Raw genomic sequence first — 20,383 nt, forward strand, 5'->3', positions numbered from 1 at the left:
GAGGAAAGGCCGGTTGAAATCGCAGCCAGCGTGTTCATCGAGCAAGGCGCGACGATCATCCCTGCGACACGAAACGAGCCGCTGGCAATGGTCGCGCCGATGTCTGCATTGTCATAGCTTCTGTAAGCCTTCGGCAGCATCCGGTCATGGGCGTCGGCCCCGGCCTCGTGCAGAAGCGTCCGCTTGCCGCTTTGCGAGACGACGAGATGCACCCGAACGCCGAGCCCGCACAAGAGATCGAGGACGGCAAGGCCGAGAGCCGCGCCTGAGGCTCCGGTAATCGCCAGCACGACGTCGCGCTGCTCATGAAACGATGTCACGTTTGATCCTTTCCCATGTTGTTGCCGCGCGCGCCGCAATGTCTGACGGCATGCGCAGTTCGCGACCCCATTCGCGGTCGGTCTCCGGCCCGATCTTGCGGGTGGCGTCGAGGCCCATCTTCGTTCCGAGACCCGCTCGGGGCGATGCAAAATCGAGATAATCGATCGGCGTGTTTTCAAGCACCGTCAGGTCGCGCGAAGCGTCGAACCGGGTCGACACTGCCCACATCACGTCCTCCCAGCTCCTCACACCGATGTCGGCATCGACCACGATAATCAGCTTGGTGTAGTTGAACTGCGGAAGCATCGACCAGAACCCCATCATCACCCTGCGGGCCTGTCCCGGATACCGCTTGTCGATGGAGACGACCGCCATGCGGTAGGAGCAGGCCTCCGGCGGCAGCCACAGGTCGCGGATTTCGGGAAACTGTCGCCGCAGGATCGGGACGAACAGCTCTGTCATCGCCTCCCCGAGCCTGGAGGGCTCGTCCGGCGGGCGGCCGGTGTAGGTCGACAGATAAACGGGCGAGCGGCGGGTGGTGATGGCGCTCAGCCGGACGATCGGAAAGGGTTCTACGCTGTTATAATAGCCGGTGTGGTCGCCGTACGGTCCTTCGGGCGCAGTCTCGTCGATCGACACGCGTCCCTCCAGAATGATCTCGGCACAGGCCGGCACGTCGAGCGGCACGGTCAGAGCGCTGACGACCTGCGTGCGCGCGCCGCGCAGAAGACCGGCGAAGTTCAGTTCGCTCACGCCTTCGGGCAGAGGCATGACGGCGGCAAGCAGCGTTGCAGGGTCGGCGCCGATCGCGATCGCCACCGGCATGTCCTGACCGCGTCGCTGCCATTGGCGGAAGTGCTTTGCGCCACCGCGATTGGCGAGCCAGCGTATAATCAKCGAGGAGCGGTCGCGAACTTGCATCCGGTAGATGCCGACGTTGATGTCGTCCGGATCGTCGGGATCGCAGGTTATGACCAGCGGCCAGGTCACCAGGGGGGCCGGCTCGCCCGGCCAGCACCATTGGACTGGAAGCATACCGGTATCGATATCGTCTCCCCGGTAGACCACCGCCTGCGACAGGGCCGTGCGCCGATGCTTGGGCCGCATGCGACTTGCGGCCTTGATCAGGGACAATCTGCTCAAGGCGTCTGCGAGCGACTTTGGCGGAGATGGGTTTCGAAGATCGGCGAGGTCCTCCGCAAGTCGTCCGAGGCCGCCCTGCCCGACCCCGAAGCCAAGCTCTATGCGCTCCCTGGTGCCGAACAGATTGACGAGCACGGGGATAGGGCTGCGCCGTCCATCGGCGTCTATCGGTGCCCTTATGAGGAGGGCCGGCCCGTTTTCCTCAAGAACGTGCTGATGCAGGGCTGTCAGCTCGTGGACGAGCGACACGGGTTCGTCGACCGACAGAAGCAGCCGGCGCTGCTCGAGCTCGTGGATGAAGGATTGCAGGTCGGCATGACGTTTGATCTTGAGTGGATTGTTTAGCATGGGGATGCAATCGGCGAGGAAACCACTCCTGTCTTTGTCTCAAAACAAACAGGGCGAATGCGCCAGGCCCTAGGGTGCCGACCTCACGAGAAGAGGCCTCAATGCTTGCTCCATCCCGCCTGATAACTGCGGCCGGTATCGTGCCGTTGCCGATCGCGGCGCGCGCCGCATCCCTGCTGTTCCAGCAGGTTCTCAAATCCCACCCCCGGCTCTTCGACCGGCTCGGAGACTATCGATATTCGTGTTTTGGCTTTGCCCCTACCGACCTTGCCTTCGAGTTCGTGATCCGGCCCGCCGGAGGCGGTATCCGAACCTTCCGGCGTGGGCGCGCGCCGGAAGCCGACGCCAGGATCAGCGGTCCGCTGCTCCTGATGCTTGCGCTTGCCGAAGGCAGGGTCGACGGCGATGCCGTCTTCTTTGCCCGCAAGCTTATCGTGACAGGCAACATGGAAGCTGTGCTCGCGCTTCGAAATGCGCTCGATGACAGCGGAATCGATCTGGTGAAACTGGCCGGAGACATGTCGGGGCCGATTCGCCGTCCCGTAATGGGGGCACTCTCGTCCATCCGGCGCCACACACTCGAGGCCGAAGGTGCGAGATGGAACTGATATGTCCGGCCGGAACGCCGTCGTCCTTCAGAGAAGCAGTCGATGCGGGTGCAGACGCGGTTTATTGCGGCTTTCGCGACGAAACGAATGCCCGAAACTTCCCAGGTTTGAATTTTGATCTGCAGGAGCTCCGAGAGGCCGTTTCCTATGCCGGCGTCCGAGGCGTCAAGACCTTCGTGGCACTGAACACATTCATGACGGCAGGGCGGGAAGATCTCTGGTATCGCCGGGCGCAGGAAGCGACCGATGCCGGGGCCGACGCGCTGATCGTAGCCGATTTCGGGCTGATGGCACATGTTGCCGAACGTCATCCGCACCAGCGCCTGCACATCTCCGTACAGGCTTCGGCCTCCAATCCGGACGCGCTCGCCTATCTGGTCGAAAGTTTTAGCGCAGCACGCGTCGTCCTCCCCCGGACGCTGACGGTCGCCGACATTGCCCGCATCGCTCATCGCGTAGCCTGCGAGCTTGAGGTCTTCGTCTTCGGCGGCCTCTGCGTCATGGCGGAGGGGCGGTGCGCGCTGTCCTCCTATGCCACCGGAAAATCGCCCAACATGAACGGCGTCTGCTCGCCGGCAAGCCATGTCCGCTACCGGCAGGAAGGCACCGACATGGTGTCTGAATTGGGCGGGTTTACGATCAACAGGTTCTCCGAGAAGGAACCGGCCGGTTATCCGACCCTGTGCAAAGGGCGCTTCGAGATCGGCAGAAGCAAGACTTATGCCTTCGAGGATCCGGTTTCACTTGATGTCATGGATCAGTTGGACGAACTCCAGGCAGCCGGTGTCACGGCGCTGAAGGTGGAGGGGCGCCAACGCGGCAAGGCGTATATTTCGCAGGTCGTTTCGACGCTCCGTGCYACGATGGAAGCCGCCCCCAGCGAGCGTCCGGCGCTGATGGCCCGTCTCAAGGCCCTCAGCGAGGGATTGGCGACGACGCATGGCGCCTATGAGAAGCGGTGGAGGTAAAAGATGAAGCTGACACTTGGCCCGCTCCAATATCTCTGGCCGAGCGACCGATGGCGCGACTTCTACTTCGGGATCGCCGACGAGGCCCCGGTCGATGTCGTCGTCATCGGCGAGACGATCTGCTCGAAGCGCCTGCATTTCATGGAGGCTGAGCTTGCTGTTGTCATCGAGCGGTTGGAGGCAGCAGGAAAAGAGGTCCGGCTCTCGACACTGGCGCTCGTCACGCTCGATCGCGAGGCGAACTATCAAAGGGCGCTCGCTCAGGAGGAAGTCAGGCTTATCGAGGCCAATGATCTGTCTGCCCTCTATCTTCTGAAGGGCCGGCCGCACGCCGTTGGACCGTTCATCAATGTCTATAACGCCGCGACCGCACGCGTTCTGGCATCCAATGGTGCGACGATGATCTGCCTGCCGCCGGAGCTTCCAGCTTCGTCCGTGGCCGCCATTGCCAGGACCTGTCCGGATCTCGACCTGGAGGTCTTCGCCTTCGGCCGCATGCCGCTCGCCATCTCCGCACGCTGTGCTCATGCCCGTTCGAAAGGGCGAACCAAGGACAACTGCCAGTTCGTCTGCCAGGAGGATCCTGATGGCATTACAGTCAAAACCATTTCAGGTCAGCCCTTTCTTGCCCTGAATGGCGTCCAGACGCTTTCGCATACATGTCAGGCGCTTCTTGAGCCCCTCGACGAATGGACAGGATGGGGCGTCAGTTCGCTTCGACTATCGCCGCAGACCTGCGACATGGTCGAAGTATCCCGGACTTTTCGCGGGATGTTGAACGGAGAAATCGAGTCTGGGCAGGCGTTGGCGAGGTTGCGCGATCTTTATCCGGACATTCCGCTATCGAACGGGTTTCACCACGGCAAGACCGGCGCGGAATGGGTCGCGCGCCTGAGAAACGCAAAGGAAGCGACACAATGACCACGAGCCTGGCGGAAAGTGATGCTGCTGGCGACAGAAAGATCTTCTCTGCTCTGCGTCAGATAAAGGCCTTTGCAAAGGACCCGGATTGCGACTGCAGTTGTACCCTCATTATCGCGGAATTGCTCGCACGCCTGGTCCCAAGACAAAGAGCCGCCGTTGCGCAGGAGCTGTTCATGTCGGCACTGCGTCAGCGGACGAAAGTCGGAACACTCCTCGAGCTTCTGAAGGAACTCGATCAGTTCGGACCCGCCTCTGAGATCGGCGAGGTCGAGGAGGTGGCTCTGATTTTCGACGATGTGGCAAAACAGGCAAGAATGGGCTCTCTGCTTCTCAGAGCCTTCGCCGCCAACCGGCGCGACGTTGTTGACGGTCGGCAAACTTTTATCGCCAACCAGGCCGGGGAACGTCGGTCATGACTGCAGACAGCCGCCGGGACCGACATGTCGACGTGCTCGAGTTCATAAGCTGCGACGGTTCGACCGGAGGCGAGGCGCGCGCCGCACTCGAAATGTTTCTCCTGCAGACACGGCCGATCCTCACGCCGGAGCCGAATGCCGTCGAGCGACTGAACGGTCGGCGTAGGCGCGGCGACAATGAGGCGGGCGGGCATCCATATCCGTGAGTCCGCGTCCTCGGCTACCGCCGCCAGCAATTGACCGCCAGTTCACGAACATCATTGCATTTGCGCCAGATCAAGTACGGTCGAGGCGGAAGGTTTAAGCTCGTCACATGACTAGGAGTGATTGAAATGGGAAGCTTTAGCACCTGGCATTGGCTGATCGTCCTCGCCATCGTCCTCATCCTGTTTGGACGCGGCAAGATCCCCCAGCTCATGGGCGACGTCGCACATGGGATCCGGGCCTTCAAGAAGGGCATCGATGACGGGCAGGTTAGCGAGAAGGACAGGGACGGCGATGCAGATCGATCTTGATCCGGATCAATGCGTGTTCGGTCATGGTTGAACGTCCGGGGAAGCCCAAGATGGAATATTCGATCATCTCGGCCCGGTTCGACGACGCAGAAAAATGCGGTCGCGTCGGTCTTCGAACCGCTGAGCAAATCAGGTCACTGATCGTCACCCGGCGATCGCTACTAAGCGTCGCCTCGCCCCCGCGCGCGAGTGAGGCGCGGCTTTTCCAGTTTCTGCATAGCTTTTGCGAAATCGCGCTCACCTATGGCAAATGCGATCCGAGGCATGCCGGGACCCTGATCGTCACAGCAACCGACGTAAGACGTTGGCGCCGCGGTTATTCACAGTCAGAACCGCTGTGGACGTGGCAGGGTATCGACAGTACAATCACACCCGTTCCCCGCCGAATTGATCCATTGCCTGGCTTATACGCTTCGGCAGAAACGCTCGAACGCTTCGCGGGTGCATAGGTTCTGGAGATGTTCCTCGTCMTGATCGTGCGCGAGATGACGAAGCACCAGCTTGAGCAGTTCCCATTCGGTGGCGCGGTTGCGATTGAACCACGACGCCTCCGCAATATCGTCATAGATGTGGAGAACGCGCCTGGCGGTGACTGGATCGAGATCTCTCAGGAGCATGGTGGGAGGGGCCGCTTTTCGAACATGGATTACATCCCTATGGTGATGCGAGAGCTTCGCTCGTCTTCGATGAGGCAGCACAACAGGGGTGCTGATGTCTTCGCATGACGGACGAGTATCGCATGCCGTTGCTATCGCCCCTCGGCTTGCTCGTCCTTGATAAATCTCAATCTGGCCGGAGCGGTACTCGAACTGATACAGATCAAAACCGTCCGTCAGAATTCATGAGAAGGGTGGCAGACAATCAAGGACCGGATTTGATGAACCTGCCGACATTCGTTATCGCCGTCTTCACGCTGCTGATCCTTCCAGGCCCCACCAATGCGGTTCTGGCGTTGGCGTCGACAGCGCTGACTGTCTGGCGGTCTCTGTCGCTCATCGCCTCGGTGGTGCTCGCCTATCTCGCAATCATCGTTCCGGTGTCGGGCATCGCCGCCCCGCTCCTTAATGGCCATCCAGGCATCGCCTGCATCGTCAAGCTCGCTTCGGCGATATGGGTTCTCTATCTTGCGCTCAAGCTATGGGTTCCGGCACCGGCGGGCCGCCAGAACGCGCTCGGCATCGGTCAGCTCTTCGTCACCACGCTGCTCAATCCCAAGGCCATCATCATCGGCCTCACCCTTGTGCCTGCCGTCCAGGCGGGAGTGCCCGCAGCGATGGTGGCATTCGTCGGTTGCGCAACGGTGACGTCGGCAACATGGCTTGGTATTGGCGGTCTGCTTGTCGGGCGCCACGCGCAAATGCCACCTTTTGCGCGGCATTGTGGTTGCACGGTGCTGGTCGCCTTCTCCCTGACACTTGCCGTCAGCGCTCTTTGGACCTGAGACCTGTGTGAGATTTTCATGCCGGATAGCGCGGCCTTAAGACACCTATGAGCCATCGTTCACGTGGTTATGCAGCGCCGGTGACTGTCTGCTGACTTGACCTTTGGCGCGCTTTGACGGTGGGTCTCTCCGGGTCCCTAACGCGCCTTCATAAACGACCACACCGAGATAGCGCTCGCCCGTTTAGTCCCAGATATGCACAAAAATTGCGACAACCAATCATATATGACATGTCAAATTCAGGTCAGCCGTGCCGCTGACGCACGGACCCACATAAGGAATCCGCTAGCCTTCGGACCGATCATCTCGTCTCGAGTATCCTCTCCGATTTCAGCTCGCGCAGAGCTTCTTCAATGCATTCTCCACTCCCTTGCGAAGGGCAGCCGAGATCTCGGGTTCGAATGTTGTGACAACGTCACCAAACTCGCCGCCGGCCTCAATGATCTCGATCGAACTTCCGCTCATGACACAGGTGGCAAGATTGGCCTGCAGGTGAATTCGAGCCTTTGCCGAAAAACCGCCCTGGAGAGGGGCATCGTCCGATGTCCGGCAGGCGAGCGTGCCGAGTGCGCTTGCCTCGGCCAAATCTCTGTCAACCCGGATTTCAAGCGTGTCGATCCTAACGAAGTCGAGCTTATCGATGCCCAATTGGATCTTCACGCCCAAGACCGATTGCCTGACCTTCAAAGGCTTGCAGGGCTKGGCTGCCGCAATCGCTCGTTCGAGAACATTGGCGGCGGATGCCGGCGAGCTCAAGAAGGGGGTGACGACGATGACCGCTGTGAACGCCATGCACCTCAGAAGGTGCCTGGCGTTCCGGTATGTCATGGCCTGACGTCTCAGGTCGCCGGGCGAGCCTGTCAAGCCAGACACCATCTTCGAACGAATTTCAAAATGATCGACACGCATGCTCATCCTCAGGTCGAAGTGTGTCTGGCGACATCAGAATACAGCGTCCTTACGCAAAGGGAAGAATGTTGCATCAGGTCCCCAAATACCCGGCTCCAGCGTAGCGGCAGGCATCGGTTCCCAAATCTATCGCCGGAGAAACTTCGACCCAATCGCGACAAACGTGGCTGTCAGCAATGGGGAGCGAACTGTGCGATGGCACAAAACCGCCGATGTCCCGGCTGTCAGCCAGAGCAATCACCACACCCTCTCATCACAATTCTACTCGCAGCTGCCTCATCGAAGCGCGCCGGATGGTGGTTTCGTAAGGGACAAGCGCCAGGAACGCGGCCAATGCGGTCTCCTATGAAGGAGTCTCGCAGTCCGAGCGCGAACACGCAAGAACCCGTCGCCGCATAATCGTCCCTGCGACGTCTTCCCAGGTGGATCGTGTATTTGTCAACAGAGGCACGTCGCCGTTCGGTGAGATCGTCAAGGCTGGCGCTCCCGCAGGCAAACAGCAGGCGGGCAGAGCAATGCCCGGGGTCTGGCACTGTCTCCGCCCGTCCCTCGATCGGCGAGGCCGGTCGATCTCTTATGCCTGTTCCAAACCTTCGCAGAGCGACTGCGACACCCACGCTAACCCTTCCGTCAATGCGTCATTGCAGGCTTTGGCTTCCTTTCCGTCCATTGCGGCGGAGCGCCGTACTTCGAAGCGACCACCCCAAGCAGCCCGGGTGCGCGGCCGAACGCATCGCAGGCAGCATATTTCGGCTTTCCGCCGAGCCAGGACCGAGCGCGTTGTCTTGACGGAAGTGAGAGGTTCAGTCCCTTCGGTTCCTTTCCGGCGATCAGCACCCGCGAAAAATCACCGGCAAATTTTGTTGCGAGGCMATAAGCGTCCCCGACCTCGGAAACGCGGGGATTGTCCTGAATGGAGTTGGCGCCGCGTGCCCACAGCATTGCGGCATTTTGCATTCCAGTGGCGTCGAGCGCTTCGGCTTCGATCGCCAGGCCACCGAGGCCGAAGGGGAGGCGCGGCACGCTCACAGGCAAGGCAAAGCCCGAACCAACGCTGACGACGGTTGCGACCCCGGCAACGGCCTTGTTGGTCGGAACGATGTCGGCGACGACCGAACGGACGGTCAGATCTGCCGGCTGGCCGGCTGGGACCATCTGGTATTTGTCGCTTAGCGCCACGCACAGTGCCCGGTCGAGAGCGTTGGACACCAGAGACCGGTCGGCCTCGGACTTGATTTTGGACGCAGCGCTGAAGGAAAAGACAGTCGGAACGATAGCGACGGTCTTTACCCGTGCCAGTTGCTGCCCGTCGACGTAGAGCCGTTTCTTGCCGAGCGTCCCCTTCGATGGACCGAGATTCGTGTAGGAGGCCAGCGTTCCCGCCTCCTTGAGCGGCACGGCAGCACACCCGGAAACGGTTGCCGTTATCAGTAAGGCAATAAACGCCAGGAGCGATGCTCTGGACTGCTGGTTGAAAAGCGGTTGGTTGAAAAATCGACGACGTGAATGCGAATTGCTGGGCATGTTTCTCGTTGGCCTCTGGTCATGACGATGACCGGACACTCGGAGCAAACAATTGCTACACCATTACGTGGTCCACCGTTTGCTGCATTTGGATGCAGGATCGATACTTCTGTTCCCGACGAACCGCGTTCATTCCCGAATTTTCCGCAGAAGCGGATCGCATTCGGCGGCGATATAGACATTGGAAGCGCACCGAAGGAGCCCGCGGCCTGAAGCTCGATCACAAGACCGGCTCGCTGACGCCGGGCAAGGAAGCCGACATCATTCTGCTCGACGCCAATGCAATCAACGTTGCTCCGCTGAACCATGTGCCCGGCGCTGTCGTAACCCTTATGGAGCGATCGAACGTCTCGACGGTTCTTTGCGCCGGCAAGGTCMGCAAGTGGCAGGGCGCTTTGCTTGGTCACGACATTGCCAAGCTCTGGGTCGAACTGGAAGGAAGCCGCGACTATCTGATTGAAGCGGCAGGCATCAAACGACGTTATTTCTGAGCAATCCAAGCAACGAGGGGTTCTCATTTTGGTCACTCAATCGCGGGTGGGCGTCAACAGAATTGTCGACGCCGCCACTCCCTCGTCTTCCGGTGCCGGAAGCTGAATAGTCATTTAGCTGAGCGGTCAGCTCCCCTGCGGTTGGCAGGAGAGCTAACATTTCAAGCCGAAGATTGGTTCAGAACGAAAGACGCGTTCCCGATCAGCCGCCAAGTACAAATCGAGAAAATGCGAGGGAATTCTGCGCATCCTCATCCATCCTGGCTTCGTCTGCGCCGTCAGTCAGGTCTCGCCAGACCCGAATGTCAGAGCCAATCGTACCACCGGTCTTGACGAATGGTTCCATGACGACAGCGCCAGTGTAGTCGATTTCGCGGAGTGCGAGGCCTATCTCGTGCCAGGGTATTCTGCCTTTCCCGGGCACGCGGCGATTGCTCTCTCCAGTGTGAAAATGACCTAGCAAGGGGCCAGCGGTGCGGATGGCATCGCCGAAACTGTCTTCCTCGATGTTCATATGGAAGGTATCGAGCATCACCTTGACGTTTGATTTGCCGACATCCTTCACGAAGGCAACGCCTTCAGCGGCTGTGTTCAGGACGTGGTTTTCGAACCGGTTCAGCACCTCGAGGCAAAGGTTTATGCCCAGGTTGTTTGCGAAGTCTGCAATGCCATGAATGCCCTCGACACCACGCGCCCGATCACCGGCTTTGTCGATCGGCTGCGAGTAATCAACCGGCCAGTACGAGTGGAGTGCACCGCCGATCGTCTTGATATCAAGCTTGGCTACGTTGGTGAGAGTTTGCTCGAAAAACGCCTTGCCAGCTGCCCGTATCGCACTGTCAGGCGACGACAGGTTTTTGGACCTGGAAGGACCAATCCCCGCGGTCAGAATGATACCGTTGTCCTTCGCGCTCTGCTTGATCGCTGCGAGATCTGCATCGCTATATTCATTGATGTGATGCGCGGCGACTTCGAGAATGTCGAACCCGAGCTTCGCCACCTTTTCGACGTACGGGCCAAACTTGGCGCTCCATTCATGCTCCCAGTAGGAGTAGTAGATTCCGTATTTCATAAGAGTCTCCCTTAGGTTTCAGCTGTATTGGTTGGTGGCTGGCAGGACCGCGGCGCCGACGAAGGCGGCAACGAGACCTTGAGCCGAAGCAGCGAACCGAAAGCCGTTCGGTCCGACATGGCTAGTTGTTGTCGATGCGTCGGTCGGGCTCAGCACTGCCAGAGATGATGGCAAGACCGTTTGGCAGATCGTTCTCTTCGACCTTGCGATTGATTTCCGTCGGATCGAGCCCGAAGGACCGCCAGYGATCCTGGAGCCGTTTGCGTAGATTGTCCTCGCTGACATCCACGAAGACAGTGAAGTCAAAAATTGGTTTGAGCCTGCCCCACGGCGCTTGGCGGGAAAGAAGGTAATTCCCTTCACAGACAATGATATCAGTTGATTGCGGGATTAGACTTCCACCGGCACGGGCGATTTCGATCGAACGATCAAACACGGGGACGGCGACGACGTCGTCTTCGTTTGCCTTGAGTCGCTCGAGCATCCGACGGAACCCGTGCGCGTCGAAGGTGTCGATGGCTCCCTTAAACGGCCGTCGGCCCATCTGTTCCAAGACGACATCGTCGTAGTGATAGCCATCCATGGGGAACAAAGCCGCATTGACACCATGATCCGCCTTGAGCCGTTGCACGATCCGCTCGGCAAGAGTTGATTTTCCCGAACCGGGTGCACCTGCAATGGCGATCAACACTCTCTTGCCGCCACTTTCAGATAGCCGTTCAGCGGCGACCCTCGCGATCTCACCCGCGTTTTCTTCAATATTGCTCAAGGAACTCCTCCCTTAATTTCGGCCTGGCGCACTAAGGCCTATGCGCCAAAGCCTTGCATTCCGTATTGCGCAGCCTTGCCGCGCAGAAACGAGAGACCGCTTCCCATGACTTCCTCTTCGTCGCGAGCAACCGGACGCCAGGTGGAAATGTCGCCGGCCATCTCGCGCGGCATGCTGACAAAGCTCTCCAGGACAAGAGCGCCTTTGAAGCCGATTGCTGAAAGGGCAACGAAGATCGAATCCCAGGGTACGTTGCCTGCACCGGGGGTTCCGCGATCGCTTTCCGACATGTGCATGTACTTGAGGTGATCGCGAGCGGCGAGAATGCCGTTGGCGGCCCCCTTTTCCTCAATGTTCATGTGGAATGTGTCCAGATGGACGAAGACGTTGTCCATTCCGATCCGCTCGACCAGCGCCGCGGCCTGCTCCGCGGTGTTGACGAGATGGTTTTCGTAGCGGTTTACCGCTTCGACGCCGAGCTGGATGCCCTTGGACTTAGCGCGTCGCGCCGCCGCCTCGAGGGCGCGGGTAAGGTTGTCGTACTCAGCCTCGGTTGGCAGCGAGCCGGTTCGTTCGTTGGTACCACCAAACGTCACTCCGGTGAGTGCCTCAGCGCCCATCTCGGCGGCCTTGTCTATTGCTACTTCAAGATGGCGGATGGCGGCCTCTGGTCGCTTTGAGGCCCAAGCCGCCTCAGGAAGCACGAGCGAGCATGCTGCCCTGATCCTGTTCTTTGCCAAAAGCGAACGGGTGTGCTCGGCGTCTACAGAGGGTGCGTCGACCAATGGGATTTCAATGAACCCGAGCTGGTACTTCTTTGCACCGGCAATGGCCCGCTCCGCTCCTGCGCGGTCCCAGTTCATTGTCCACATGCTTGCGTGAATTCCAAAACCCTGCACGGTTCATCCCCTCTTTCTGCGTGAGGCCCTGTAGGCCGAAACGATGGTTCTGGCGGCCATGACCACGATCATCAGAACGCCCCAGAGCGCGGTTGCGAGATGTTGATTTGCCCCCATCAGGTTGAGACCCGATGACAGGAGTTGGAGCACGATGAGTGCAACGAAGACCGGCAGCACGCGGCCAAAACCGCCAAACGGATTGATCCCGCCCAGAAATGCAGCAAGCACCGTGATAAGTAGGTAAGATTCGCCGTGTCCGACGCGGACGGAATTGAAGCGGGCAAGCATGATCACCCCAGCAACGGCGCACATCAGCCCGGACAGCATGTAGACAAGGACCAGGATGCGACGGGTGTTCAAGCCGGAATAGCGAGCTGCCTCGATGTTGGAGCCGATCATCAGCAAGCCGAAACCGAGCTTGAAGCGCGTCAGCAAGAGCTGCCATAGACCAACACAAACGATGAAGATCATCAGCGGGATCGGGAAGCCGAATATCTGTCCGTGCCCGATCGGAGCGATGAAGCTCGGAAAACCGGAAACGTCCCCGCCTCGTGTGAGAAACTCCCCCAGGCCGCGCAGGAAGATCATCATCGACAGCGTCACAAGGATCGGATGGGCACGCGTATAGGCGATCGCCGCACCGGTCATCAGTCCCGCGGCGCCACCGGTGGCAAGCGCAGCCAAGATGCCAAGAAGAAAGGCGAACGGAGGCGCATCCACTCCGCCGTATGATTGCATCACCCACGCAGCGGCAAGACCCGACAGATTGGCGGTGAATGTAACCGAGAGATTGATGCCGCCAGTCAAAAGCGGAAGCAGCATCGCCAGCGTAAGGAGGCCCAATTCCGGAAGCTGGAATGCGACGGAGCCGAACGTTGCAGCGGAGATGAAGTTGTTTGCTGCAAGACCGAAGATGATCATTACGGCCAGGAAGGCGATGGCCGGACCCATCATATCAGCGCCGAAGGTGGCATTGAACCTTTGAGCCATGGCTTTCATTGGTGTGTGCTCCCTCTGCTGGTGCCGCCCTTGGCAAGGAACGGCAGGAGCTTGTCGATCCGTGCGGAAGACAGCGTGATGGCGATGAGGATGATCGCACCGACGATCATCTTGAATGCGAATGGCGAGACACCCATGAGGTTAAGGCCGTTCTGAGTGATCGAAACCATCAGCACACCCAGGACACATCCGATGACGGACCCTTTCCCGCCACCCAGCCGGGCCCCACCGAGAACTGTGGCGGCCAGGACATCGAGTTCACGACCATAGAGAGCGTTGGGAACGACTTCTTCGGCGTAGTGGGCCTGCATCAGTCCGGCGATACCCGCCATGAGGCCCAGCCAGCCGAACGAGATGTAATGCATGGCTCCGATGTTGATACCGAAGCGGCGTGCACCCTCGGGATTGTCGCCGAATGCGTAGAGCTGACGTCCAATGGTCGTGCGGGAAATCATGAACCAGGTTGCCACGCAGCAGAGGATCATGACGACGACTGGCAGAGTAAGCTCCACCCACGAGCCATCGGCCATCTCGTGCTCGTAGAAGACAACCCGTGTGGTCAGCCACTCAGGCAAGTCGTAGATCGACACGCCCTTGGTGAAGAACATCAGGAGCCCGAAGAAGATGTTGAACGTGGAGATCGTCGCGACGATTGAGATGATGTGAAGCCGATAGACCAGAGCTGCGTTGATCAGACCAAGGCCGATCCCAACGGCTCCAGCGATGATGAAACCTTCGGCCCAGTTTCCGCCGCCCAATGCACCCAGTGCGAGCGCGGTCACGTATTGGACCACCGACGCGGCAACGGCGAAGGAAATGTCGATCCCGCCTGAAATCAGGACTACGAGAAGTCCGACGGCGAAGATGATGTTGACGGCCGAGACGTTCAGCACGTCGAATGCATTCGAAACCGTAAGAAACCGGTCAGTTCCAAAGGACAGTCCGACGCATAGCACGATCATGACCGCCAGAAGCGTGGATTCTGTTGTGTGTCCAAGGATCAATCTACGCATAGACGGCGGCCTCCAGTTCGGCGAGCGACACGCTTCGGGGGTCGTAGGTCGCGTGGATTTTGCCTTCCACCATGTGAATGATGCGGTCGGCGTTGAAATACACCTCGGGGGGTTCGTCGKAGATCAGGATGATCGCCAGGCCCTGGGCCGCCAACTTGCGCACGATCTCGAAGATGCCAGCGCGGGCACCGACATCGACGCCAACGGTTGGCGCATCGAGGATCAAAATCTTGGGACCGATGGCCAGCCACTTGGCGATTGCCACGCGTTGTTGGTTGCCGCCGGAGAGTGTTCGAATCGGGTCATCCGGCGTGCCAATCTTAATGCCCAGCGCCTTAATCCAATGGTCGACCACGCTCGCCTTCTTGGGCGGCGAGATCATGCCGCCCGACAGAAGCTTATCGAGCGATGACATGACCAGGTTGTCAGCGATTGACTGCGGCTGGTTGAGGCCGAGTGACAGCCGATCTTCGGAGAGATAGGCAATGCCCGCGCGGATGGCGTCTCGGTTGGAGCCAAAGTGAGCGCGCTTGCCCTCGATGGTGATTTCACCCGCTTGAGGGCGGTGCATACCGAAGATCGTCAGCGCAAGTTCAGTACGGCCAGCACCCAACAGGCCGGTTATTCCAAGGGTCTCACCGCGACGCAGGTCAAACGTGATGTCCTCGAACTCCCTTGCGCGAGTGAGCCCGCGGACGGAGAGGATGACGCTTGCGTCGTCATGGTCGGCGGCAATCACGGAACTGTCGAAATTCCGGCCCGTCATAAGCTCCGTCACGCGGGACTGGGTCATCCCCTCTCCCGGGAAAACGCCGACGAGCGAGCCGTCGCGAAGAACGGTCATTCGATCGGAAATCTCGAGTACTTCCGCAAGACGATGCGAAACAAAAACGACCGCGACACCGGATGCCGAGAGGTGTCGAACGATGTCGATCAGGTAGTCGGTTTCGGACTGTGTCAGCGATGCGGTCGGCTCATCCATGAAGACCAGTCGAGCTTCGCCGACCAAGGCGCGGGCGATGGCGACGATCTGGCGTTGCGCGATCGGCAATTCCTTGAGCGGCTTATGAAGGTCGATGCTGACACCGAGCCGCGCCAGTGCCTTTTCGGCCGCATCCACAATCTTCCGCTTATCGACCAGGCCGTACTTTCCGTTGACCGCGTACTGAAACCCGATGTTTTCGGCGACGGTCATCTCCGGGAAAAGCGCGAGGTCCTGCCAGATGACCTGAATACCCAGCGATTGCGCCAGCGTCGGTGTCATTGCCGTGATTGGCTGGCCGTCGAAAAGGAATTCGGCACCATCCTGCGGCTTATAAACGCCAGTGATGACCTTGATCAGCGTGCTCTTGCCGCAGCCGTTCTCACCTGCAAGGCAATGCACCTCGCCKGGATTGACCTCGAACGAGACCCCTTTCAGAGCCCGCACACCGCCAAACGTAACTTTGATATTCTTGAGTGAAAGGAGCGGTACAGCGCTCATAGCATATCCCCCTGATCAGCCGCCCGCTCGGCGGGGTGCGCAGGTGCCTAAAATCTCGATTGGGGGGTCGCGAGGAGCATGTCCCACGCGACCCCGGCCTGGGCTTGGGGAGGGTCAGAGGCCCATGGCGACCAGCTTGTCGATGCTTTCCTTGTTGATGGTCAAAAGCTGGTCGACGATGATCGTGTTGCCTTCGGGGTTGATCTTTCCGAGACCTTCGATGTCATCACCGGCCTTGGGAACTTCGCCCTTGGAGATACGGTCCGCAAGGGTCACGAAGACCTCGCCGGCTTGTTTGGGATTCCACATGAACCCGCCGGTCAGAGCACCCGACTTGATGAGCTTGGCGCCCTGCCCTGGCGAGAACGGACCGATCACGAACACCTTGCCGTCCTTGCGACGCTCTTCTACGGCGCGACCAGCACCGATTGGACCCTGCGAACCGAATGCCAGGAAGCCCTTGAGGTCGGCGTTCGCGGCCATCAGGTCGAGAGCCGTCGAGCGGCTCTTGTCGACGTCCTCGGCAACGCCGTAGCGGTCGCCGACGAGCTTCATATCAGGATAATTCGCTTTTATGTATGCGATAGCGGCATCAGCCCAGGCATTGTGCAGCGGAACGGTCAGCGATCCAACGAAGACCGCATAAGAGCCCTTGCCACCCATCTTTTCTGCAAGGAGCTTGCCATGCGCTTCGCCAAAGCCCTTGGCGGAAGCAAGTTCGAAGTCCCAGTCAGCGCCGACCTGCTTCGGCGATTCATGGGTGATGACCTTGATTCCGGCTTCCTGGGCCTTCTTGAGAACCGGCTCCAGAACCTTGGCGTCGTTGGGTACGACACCGATGAAGTCGACCTTCTGGGCGATCAGGTCTTCGATAGCACGAACCTGAAGAGCCGGATCGGCACTGGTCGGACCGACCATGAAGCCTTCGACACCGAGCTTGCTGCTCTGCTCCTTAATGCCGGCCTCCATGGCATTGAACCACGGGATACCGCCGATCTTCACCACAACACCGATCTTTGGTCCAGCGAAGGCGACGGATGCGAGAAGTGTCAGCGAGAGGCCGAGCGTGACTGCGAGCATTCTCTTCATGGATTTTCCTCCTCCAAACACGGTCAAAGGAGATGCGCCACACGAGCCCCATGCTTGTGTGCTAAGCGTTTTCGGCTCCATGATAGAACCTCCTCCCCTGCCGCTTTCCTCAAAGCGCCCATCCTTTGCACAATCGTTATTGCTTTCTTGCACAATCGATGGTGCAATAACCATATCACTAAAAGGCCTTTCGTCAAGAGGTTCGATTGTTCTAGATAGTGAAGATCGGTGAGGAGATTCGGGGATGTCGGAAAAAGAGCAAAAGAAAGCAACGATTTACGATTTATCGGTGGTGTCCGGCGCATCCCCGTCGACCGTCAGCGCTGTACTCAACGGCACCTGGCGTAAGCGGCGCATTTCCGAAGAAACCGCTGACAAAATCATGACGCTTGCAAAAGCGCACCGCTACACGGCGAACCTTCAGGCCCGTGGGCTGAGAAGCTCGCGCTCCGGCCTTACTGGGCTGCTCCTGCCCGTCTACGATACCCGCTTCTTCTCATCGATGGCACAGACGTTCGAAGCGAAAGCGCGCCAGCGTGGGCTGGTGCCCATGGTCGTTTCGGGACGACGCGACCCCGAGGAGGAACGGCAGACAGTCGAGTCGCTGATCGCATACTCCATCGATTCCCTCTTCGTTGCCGGCGCGACCGATCCAGACGGCGTTCATCAGGTCTGCCTGCGAGCAGGTGTGCCGCATGTGAACATCGACTTGCCGGGCAAATACGCCCCGTCGATTATCTCCGACAACCGGCAGGGGGCGGAGATGCTGACGAGCGCGATAATCCGGCATGCCGAGGGGATGGGGCCGCTTGCCCCCGAGGATGTATGCCTTTTCGGTGGGMGCGATGACCACGCAAGCCGCGACCGAGTACTCGGCTTCCACGCGGTGAAGCAATCAATTTTCGGCGATGACGTCCCGAAGGACGATATCGAGACCACCGGATATTCTCCGGGCATGACCGCCCTCGCCTTCGAGCGCTTCTATGAGAAACATGGCAGGCTGCCGCGCTGCTTCTTCGTAAACTCGTCGATTAATTTCGAGGGGCTCTTACGTTTCATGGGACGTCACGATGGCGAGGCCTTTGGCGACATTGTTGTGGGATGCTTCGACTACGATCCGTTCGGGTCGTTTCTTCCGTTCCCCGTTTACATGATCAAACCAAACGTCTCGGAAATGCTCGATCGAGGGTTTGATTTGCTGGGGGAAGATKCACTGCCCGAGATCATCATGATCGAGCCGCAACTCGTGCTGCCGCGTACGGCGCTTGAAGGGCCTCTCGACGCCATCAAAGACCCCACACCCGCTTGACGGCCTGCCGATCATTCGATCGTCTGCCGCCCTGAATTCACGAATTCAAGCTGAGATTTTGGTTCGCCTTCCACCGAAAACAAGGTGCCTCGTCTTACGCAGTCAAGTGGGCACGGGTGATTGGGCGGGATGGCATCGATGTTACATGGCGAAGACAGGGACACCCAATGTCGATGCTCCACTCGGTGTACCCATCCGTCGGCGGCGCGCCCGCCCTCGTCATCGATCAGCTTCCTCGCCTATCCTGGGAAAGAGTTGCAAAACATTTGAGCCACTCGTTTGCACCTCAGCGCCATTTTTCTGGCGAKCGGAGCTACGTTCGCCTGCACTCTGGATCGCCGAGACGAACCCCTGCCGTTGGCGGTAGTAGTCCGGTTTGGCAGGAAGGGTCAGGTCAAACTCCTCGAGCATCCGCTCGATGATGTCCATGGCCTCTGCCGCCAACCCCGCATACCCTTGCTGGCGTCGCTCGAAGAATCCATCATAGCCTGGGCCCGAAAGGTCCAGGCTGTCCAACGCATATGTGAGGTTCTTCACACGGTTCGAGAGCCACAGGATTTGTTCTGAAAGTTCGGCATTGAAAAGGGCCCAATTGACTTCCCTGGGAAGGACAAGCGTGGGCTCCGGAACGTGAAAAGTAAATTCGCCCTCGTCCATGGGATTGAATTCGGGCGTGTCGTGAACGGCCGCGTAGCTTGCTCCGACAAAGTCATCAAGCGCCAGTACCGTCATCATTGCGAGATTTCTTGCCTCGGCTTTCGGTCGCCGATCCAAACCGCTCTTCGCAAGTCGAATGATGGTCGGAACCAAAACGCCGACAGCTAAACTGCCAGCCCCGATGAACGCCCCCATTGCCATAATACCTTGGGCGGATTCGAAGAACTGCGTCAATATTCACCTCGTTGAGTGTGAGATGTGAGTTGCGTCAATAAGCTCGCGTAGACGGAATCAGCACTTTCACCTCCAGTTTGCCTTGAACCGAAGAAATAGGAAACCGCCTTGGTAGGAGCTTCGGTGAACGTCTAAGTGTCAGCATATCAAGTGAGGCTAAGCCCACTGGCTTTCAAGGGCCTATCTTCCGGGAATTGGCCAAAGCAAGATCGCTCTCCCTAGAGTACGAACGCTATTGAGGGCTTCGTTTTCATGCGCGGAGTCGTCGTTTGTGCTCCAGTCCTTAATCCTCTTCTTGCCCGGAGGCGGTATGCGGAATGAAATATGCCGGGAAACGTCGATCCAAGCCGACGATCGGCAGACCTCAAATTGGCGAGGAAGGTTCCAGCGGCGCTCGATACAAAAGCACCCGACCGCTTGGCATGAGTTGGGAGAGGAAATCGAGGTCGCGGACGTTGCCGGTCAACGCGCTCGCACCGAGCTGGCGCGCCTGCAGGAAAGCGAGGGAATCGTTGTTGAGCAGCGTTTCTTACAGATATTCGCTACGTGTTCCACAAATCTGGCCCCCACGTCATGGGACGTCATCAGTGTCACAACGTCAGCCAAAAAATTGAGATTTTTGTTTCAGAGGCCCTGCGGAAACCGAAGTGGCTCGACGCGCTCCTCGCGCAGAGCCGGGTCGCAGACCAGCGAGAGGGCGCAAACGCCAGCCTCGAGGGCAGCGTTGAGAAGGCTCTGCCGGAACTCCTCCGGGCTGACTTCCCCGATCAGCGCATCAGCGCAAGCCTTGACGGCTATGACGTAATCCTCGCCATCGTCGAGAGGCCAATCTTCTATGAGAACACGCGCCGCGTCGGTCAGGTTCCGGACGATCATTTGCGGCTGACTGTTGTGAAATTTTAGTCCGATCGGCGCAAAGGCCGAATATCTATTCGCTGCCATGCCTTCACCCAGTCCATTGAGAGCGTCATTATACACGACGAAAGCGCGCTTGTATTTCAATTAGTTAAAACAGCGTTAACGTGGCGAGAGTTGCTGATTGCCCCCGCAGAATCGCGGACACCGAAGGAACCCGACGGCCGCACCGTAAGCATTCCATCGTGGGGGGTCGATCGTATGCACGCGCTGACTTCTCAGGCGATCGCGTGTTGCCGGGCTTGCTGTAGGAGAGATATGAAATGGCGCTAAGAAGCCGGAATATGCCTCATCGCCGAGCGTCGCAGCATGTTGATTTGTGCATAGGCAGTTTGC

At 59.0% G+C, this 20,383-nt stretch carries 23 protein-coding genes; 10 read left to right on the forward strand and 13 right to left on the reverse strand.

Going from position 1 to position 20,383, the window contains the following annotated elements; translation table 11 throughout:
• Positions 1-320: flavoprotein (locus tag AC1DNW_RS31395; protein ID WP_477855366.1), on the reverse strand; the 320-nt coding region annotated here is incomplete at its 3' end.
• Positions 304-1,812 carry a UbiD family decarboxylase gene (locus AC1DNW_RS31400; RefSeq protein WP_477855367.1) on the reverse strand — a complete coding sequence of 503 codons (1,509 nt, stop codon included), beginning with the start codon at positions 1,810-1,812 and terminating at the stop codon, positions 304-306. The genes AC1DNW_RS31400 and AC1DNW_RS31395, both read right to left, overlap by 17 nt.
• A gap of 101 nt (positions 1,813-1,913) precedes the next feature.
• Between AC1DNW_RS31400 and ubiT the strand changes: the two genes are divergently transcribed.
• The 8 genes from ubiT (at position 1,914) to AC1DNW_RS31440 (ending at position 6,684) form a co-directional block, all read left to right on the forward strand.
• Positions 1,914-2,420 (forward strand): ubiquinone anaerobic biosynthesis accessory factor UbiT, encoded by a 507-nt coding sequence (ubiT, locus tag AC1DNW_RS31405; protein ID WP_113298857.1) that lies wholly within the window; start codon positions 1,914-1,916, stop codon positions 2,418-2,420.
• Entirely contained in the window at positions 2,411-3,388 is a 978-nt protein-coding gene (gene ubiU / locus AC1DNW_RS31410) for a ubiquinone anaerobic biosynthesis protein UbiU (RefSeq protein WP_477855368.1), read from the forward strand. Before ubiT ends, ubiU begins: the two co-directional genes overlap by 10 nt.
• Positions 3,389-3,391: 3 nt before the next feature.
• A complete protein-coding gene (gene ubiV, locus AC1DNW_RS31415; RefSeq protein ID WP_113298859.1) occupies positions 3,392-4,309 on the forward strand; it encodes a ubiquinone anaerobic biosynthesis protein UbiV in 918 nt (305 codons plus the stop codon).
• The gene (locus tag AC1DNW_RS31420; protein WP_477855369.1) at positions 4,306-4,728 is read left to right on the forward strand and encodes a hypothetical protein; all 423 of its coding nucleotides are present in this window, start codon (positions 4,306-4,308) and stop codon (positions 4,726-4,728) included. The genes ubiV and AC1DNW_RS31420 overlap by 4 nt, the downstream gene beginning before the upstream one ends.
• A complete protein-coding gene (locus AC1DNW_RS31425) occupies positions 4,725-4,934 on the forward strand; it encodes a hypothetical protein (RefSeq protein ID WP_113298861.1) in 210 nt (69 codons plus the stop codon). The genes AC1DNW_RS31420 and AC1DNW_RS31425 overlap by 4 nt, the downstream gene beginning before the upstream one ends.
• Before the next feature lie 126 nt (positions 4,935-5,060).
• The gene (locus tag AC1DNW_RS31430) at positions 5,061-5,243 is read left to right on the forward strand and encodes a twin-arginine translocase TatA/TatE family subunit (protein WP_113298862.1); all 183 of its coding nucleotides are present in this window, start codon (positions 5,061-5,063) and stop codon (positions 5,241-5,243) included.
• 50 nt (positions 5,244-5,293) lie between these two features.
• The gene (locus AC1DNW_RS31435) at positions 5,294-5,692 is read left to right on the forward strand and encodes a hypothetical protein (RefSeq protein ID WP_477855370.1); all 399 of its coding nucleotides are present in this window, start codon (positions 5,294-5,296) and stop codon (positions 5,690-5,692) included.
• Positions 5,693-6,120: 428 nt separating this feature from the next.
• On the forward strand, positions 6,121-6,684 hold the full coding sequence (locus tag AC1DNW_RS31440; protein WP_477855371.1) for a threonine transporter RhtB: 564 nt from the start codon (positions 6,121-6,123) through the stop codon (positions 6,682-6,684).
• 330 nt (positions 6,685-7,014) lie between these two features.
• On the opposite strand, the gene AC1DNW_RS31445 is transcribed toward AC1DNW_RS31440, so the two are convergent.
• A complete protein-coding gene (locus AC1DNW_RS31445) occupies positions 7,015-7,476 on the reverse strand; it encodes a hypothetical protein (RefSeq protein ID WP_477855372.1) in 462 nt (153 codons plus the stop codon).
• A 747-nt stretch (positions 7,477-8,223) separates the two neighbouring features.
• Entirely contained in the window at positions 8,224-9,117 is an 894-nt protein-coding gene (locus tag AC1DNW_RS31450) for a DUF3313 domain-containing protein (RefSeq protein ID WP_477855373.1), read from the reverse strand.
• Positions 9,118-9,209: 92 nt separating this feature from the next.
• Here AC1DNW_RS31450 and AC1DNW_RS31455 point away from each other — a divergent pair, with 92 nt between their 5' ends.
• On the forward strand, positions 9,210-9,608 hold the full coding sequence (locus AC1DNW_RS31455) for an amidohydrolase family protein (protein ID WP_477855374.1): 399 nt from the start codon (positions 9,210-9,212) through the stop codon (positions 9,606-9,608).
• Positions 9,609-9,810: 202 nt separating this feature from the next.
• Here the strand turns inward: AC1DNW_RS31455 and AC1DNW_RS31460 are convergent, their stop codons facing one another.
• From AC1DNW_RS31460 to AC1DNW_RS31490, 7 genes are all read right to left on the reverse strand, one after another.
• A complete protein-coding gene (locus tag AC1DNW_RS31460) occupies positions 9,811-10,680 on the reverse strand; it encodes a D-psicose 3-epimerase (protein WP_477855375.1) in 870 nt (289 codons plus the stop codon).
• Between the two features lie 121 nt (positions 10,681-10,801).
• Entirely contained in the window at positions 10,802-11,449 is a 648-nt protein-coding gene (locus tag AC1DNW_RS31465; RefSeq protein ID WP_477855376.1) for a nucleoside triphosphate hydrolase, read from the reverse strand.
• Positions 11,450-11,487: 38 nt separating this feature from the next.
• On the reverse strand, positions 11,488-12,348 hold the full coding sequence (locus tag AC1DNW_RS31470; RefSeq protein WP_162748636.1) for a sugar phosphate isomerase/epimerase family protein: 861 nt from the start codon (positions 12,346-12,348) through the stop codon (positions 11,488-11,490).
• Positions 12,349-12,351: 3 nt separating this feature from the next.
• Entirely contained in the window at positions 12,352-13,347 is a 996-nt protein-coding gene (locus AC1DNW_RS31475; RefSeq protein ID WP_113311812.1) for an ABC transporter permease, read from the reverse strand.
• Positions 13,344-14,360, reverse strand: coding sequence for an ABC transporter permease (locus tag AC1DNW_RS31480; protein WP_113298871.1), 1,017 nt, complete (start codon positions 14,358-14,360; stop codon positions 13,344-13,346). The genes AC1DNW_RS31475 and AC1DNW_RS31480 overlap by 4 nt, the downstream gene beginning before the upstream one ends.
• Positions 14,353-15,843: a sugar ABC transporter ATP-binding protein gene (locus AC1DNW_RS31485; protein ID WP_477855377.1), complete on the reverse strand. Its 1,491-nt coding sequence runs from the start codon at positions 15,841-15,843 to the stop codon at positions 14,353-14,355. The genes AC1DNW_RS31480 and AC1DNW_RS31485 overlap by 8 nt, the downstream gene beginning before the upstream one ends.
• 114 nt (positions 15,844-15,957) lie before the next feature.
• Complete coding sequence (locus tag AC1DNW_RS31490; protein ID WP_113298873.1) at positions 15,958-16,932, reverse strand: autoinducer 2 ABC transporter substrate-binding protein; 975 nt, start codon at positions 16,930-16,932, stop codon at positions 15,958-15,960.
• Between the two features lie 244 nt (positions 16,933-17,176).
• Between AC1DNW_RS31490 and AC1DNW_RS31495 the strand changes: the two genes are divergently transcribed.
• Positions 17,177-18,241: a LacI family DNA-binding transcriptional regulator gene (locus tag AC1DNW_RS31495; RefSeq protein WP_477855378.1), complete on the forward strand. Its 1,065-nt coding sequence runs from the start codon at positions 17,177-17,179 to the stop codon at positions 18,239-18,241.
• A 219-nt stretch (positions 18,242-18,460) separates the two neighbouring features.
• On the opposite strand, the gene AC1DNW_RS31500 is transcribed toward AC1DNW_RS31495, so the two are convergent.
• Both AC1DNW_RS31500 and AC1DNW_RS31505 read right to left on the reverse strand, forming a co-directional pair.
• Positions 18,461-19,132 carry a hypothetical protein gene (locus AC1DNW_RS31500; protein ID WP_477855379.1) on the reverse strand — a complete coding sequence of 224 codons (672 nt, stop codon included), beginning with the start codon at positions 19,130-19,132 and terminating at the stop codon, positions 18,461-18,463.
• Between the two features lie 624 nt (positions 19,133-19,756).
• Positions 19,757-20,074 (reverse strand): DUF982 domain-containing protein, encoded by a 318-nt coding sequence (locus tag AC1DNW_RS31505; protein ID WP_113311816.1) that lies wholly within the window; start codon positions 20,072-20,074, stop codon positions 19,757-19,759.
• Positions 20,075-20,383 lie beyond the last annotated feature (309 nt).

The organism is Rhizobium sp. 05L429, from assembly GCF_056397645.1.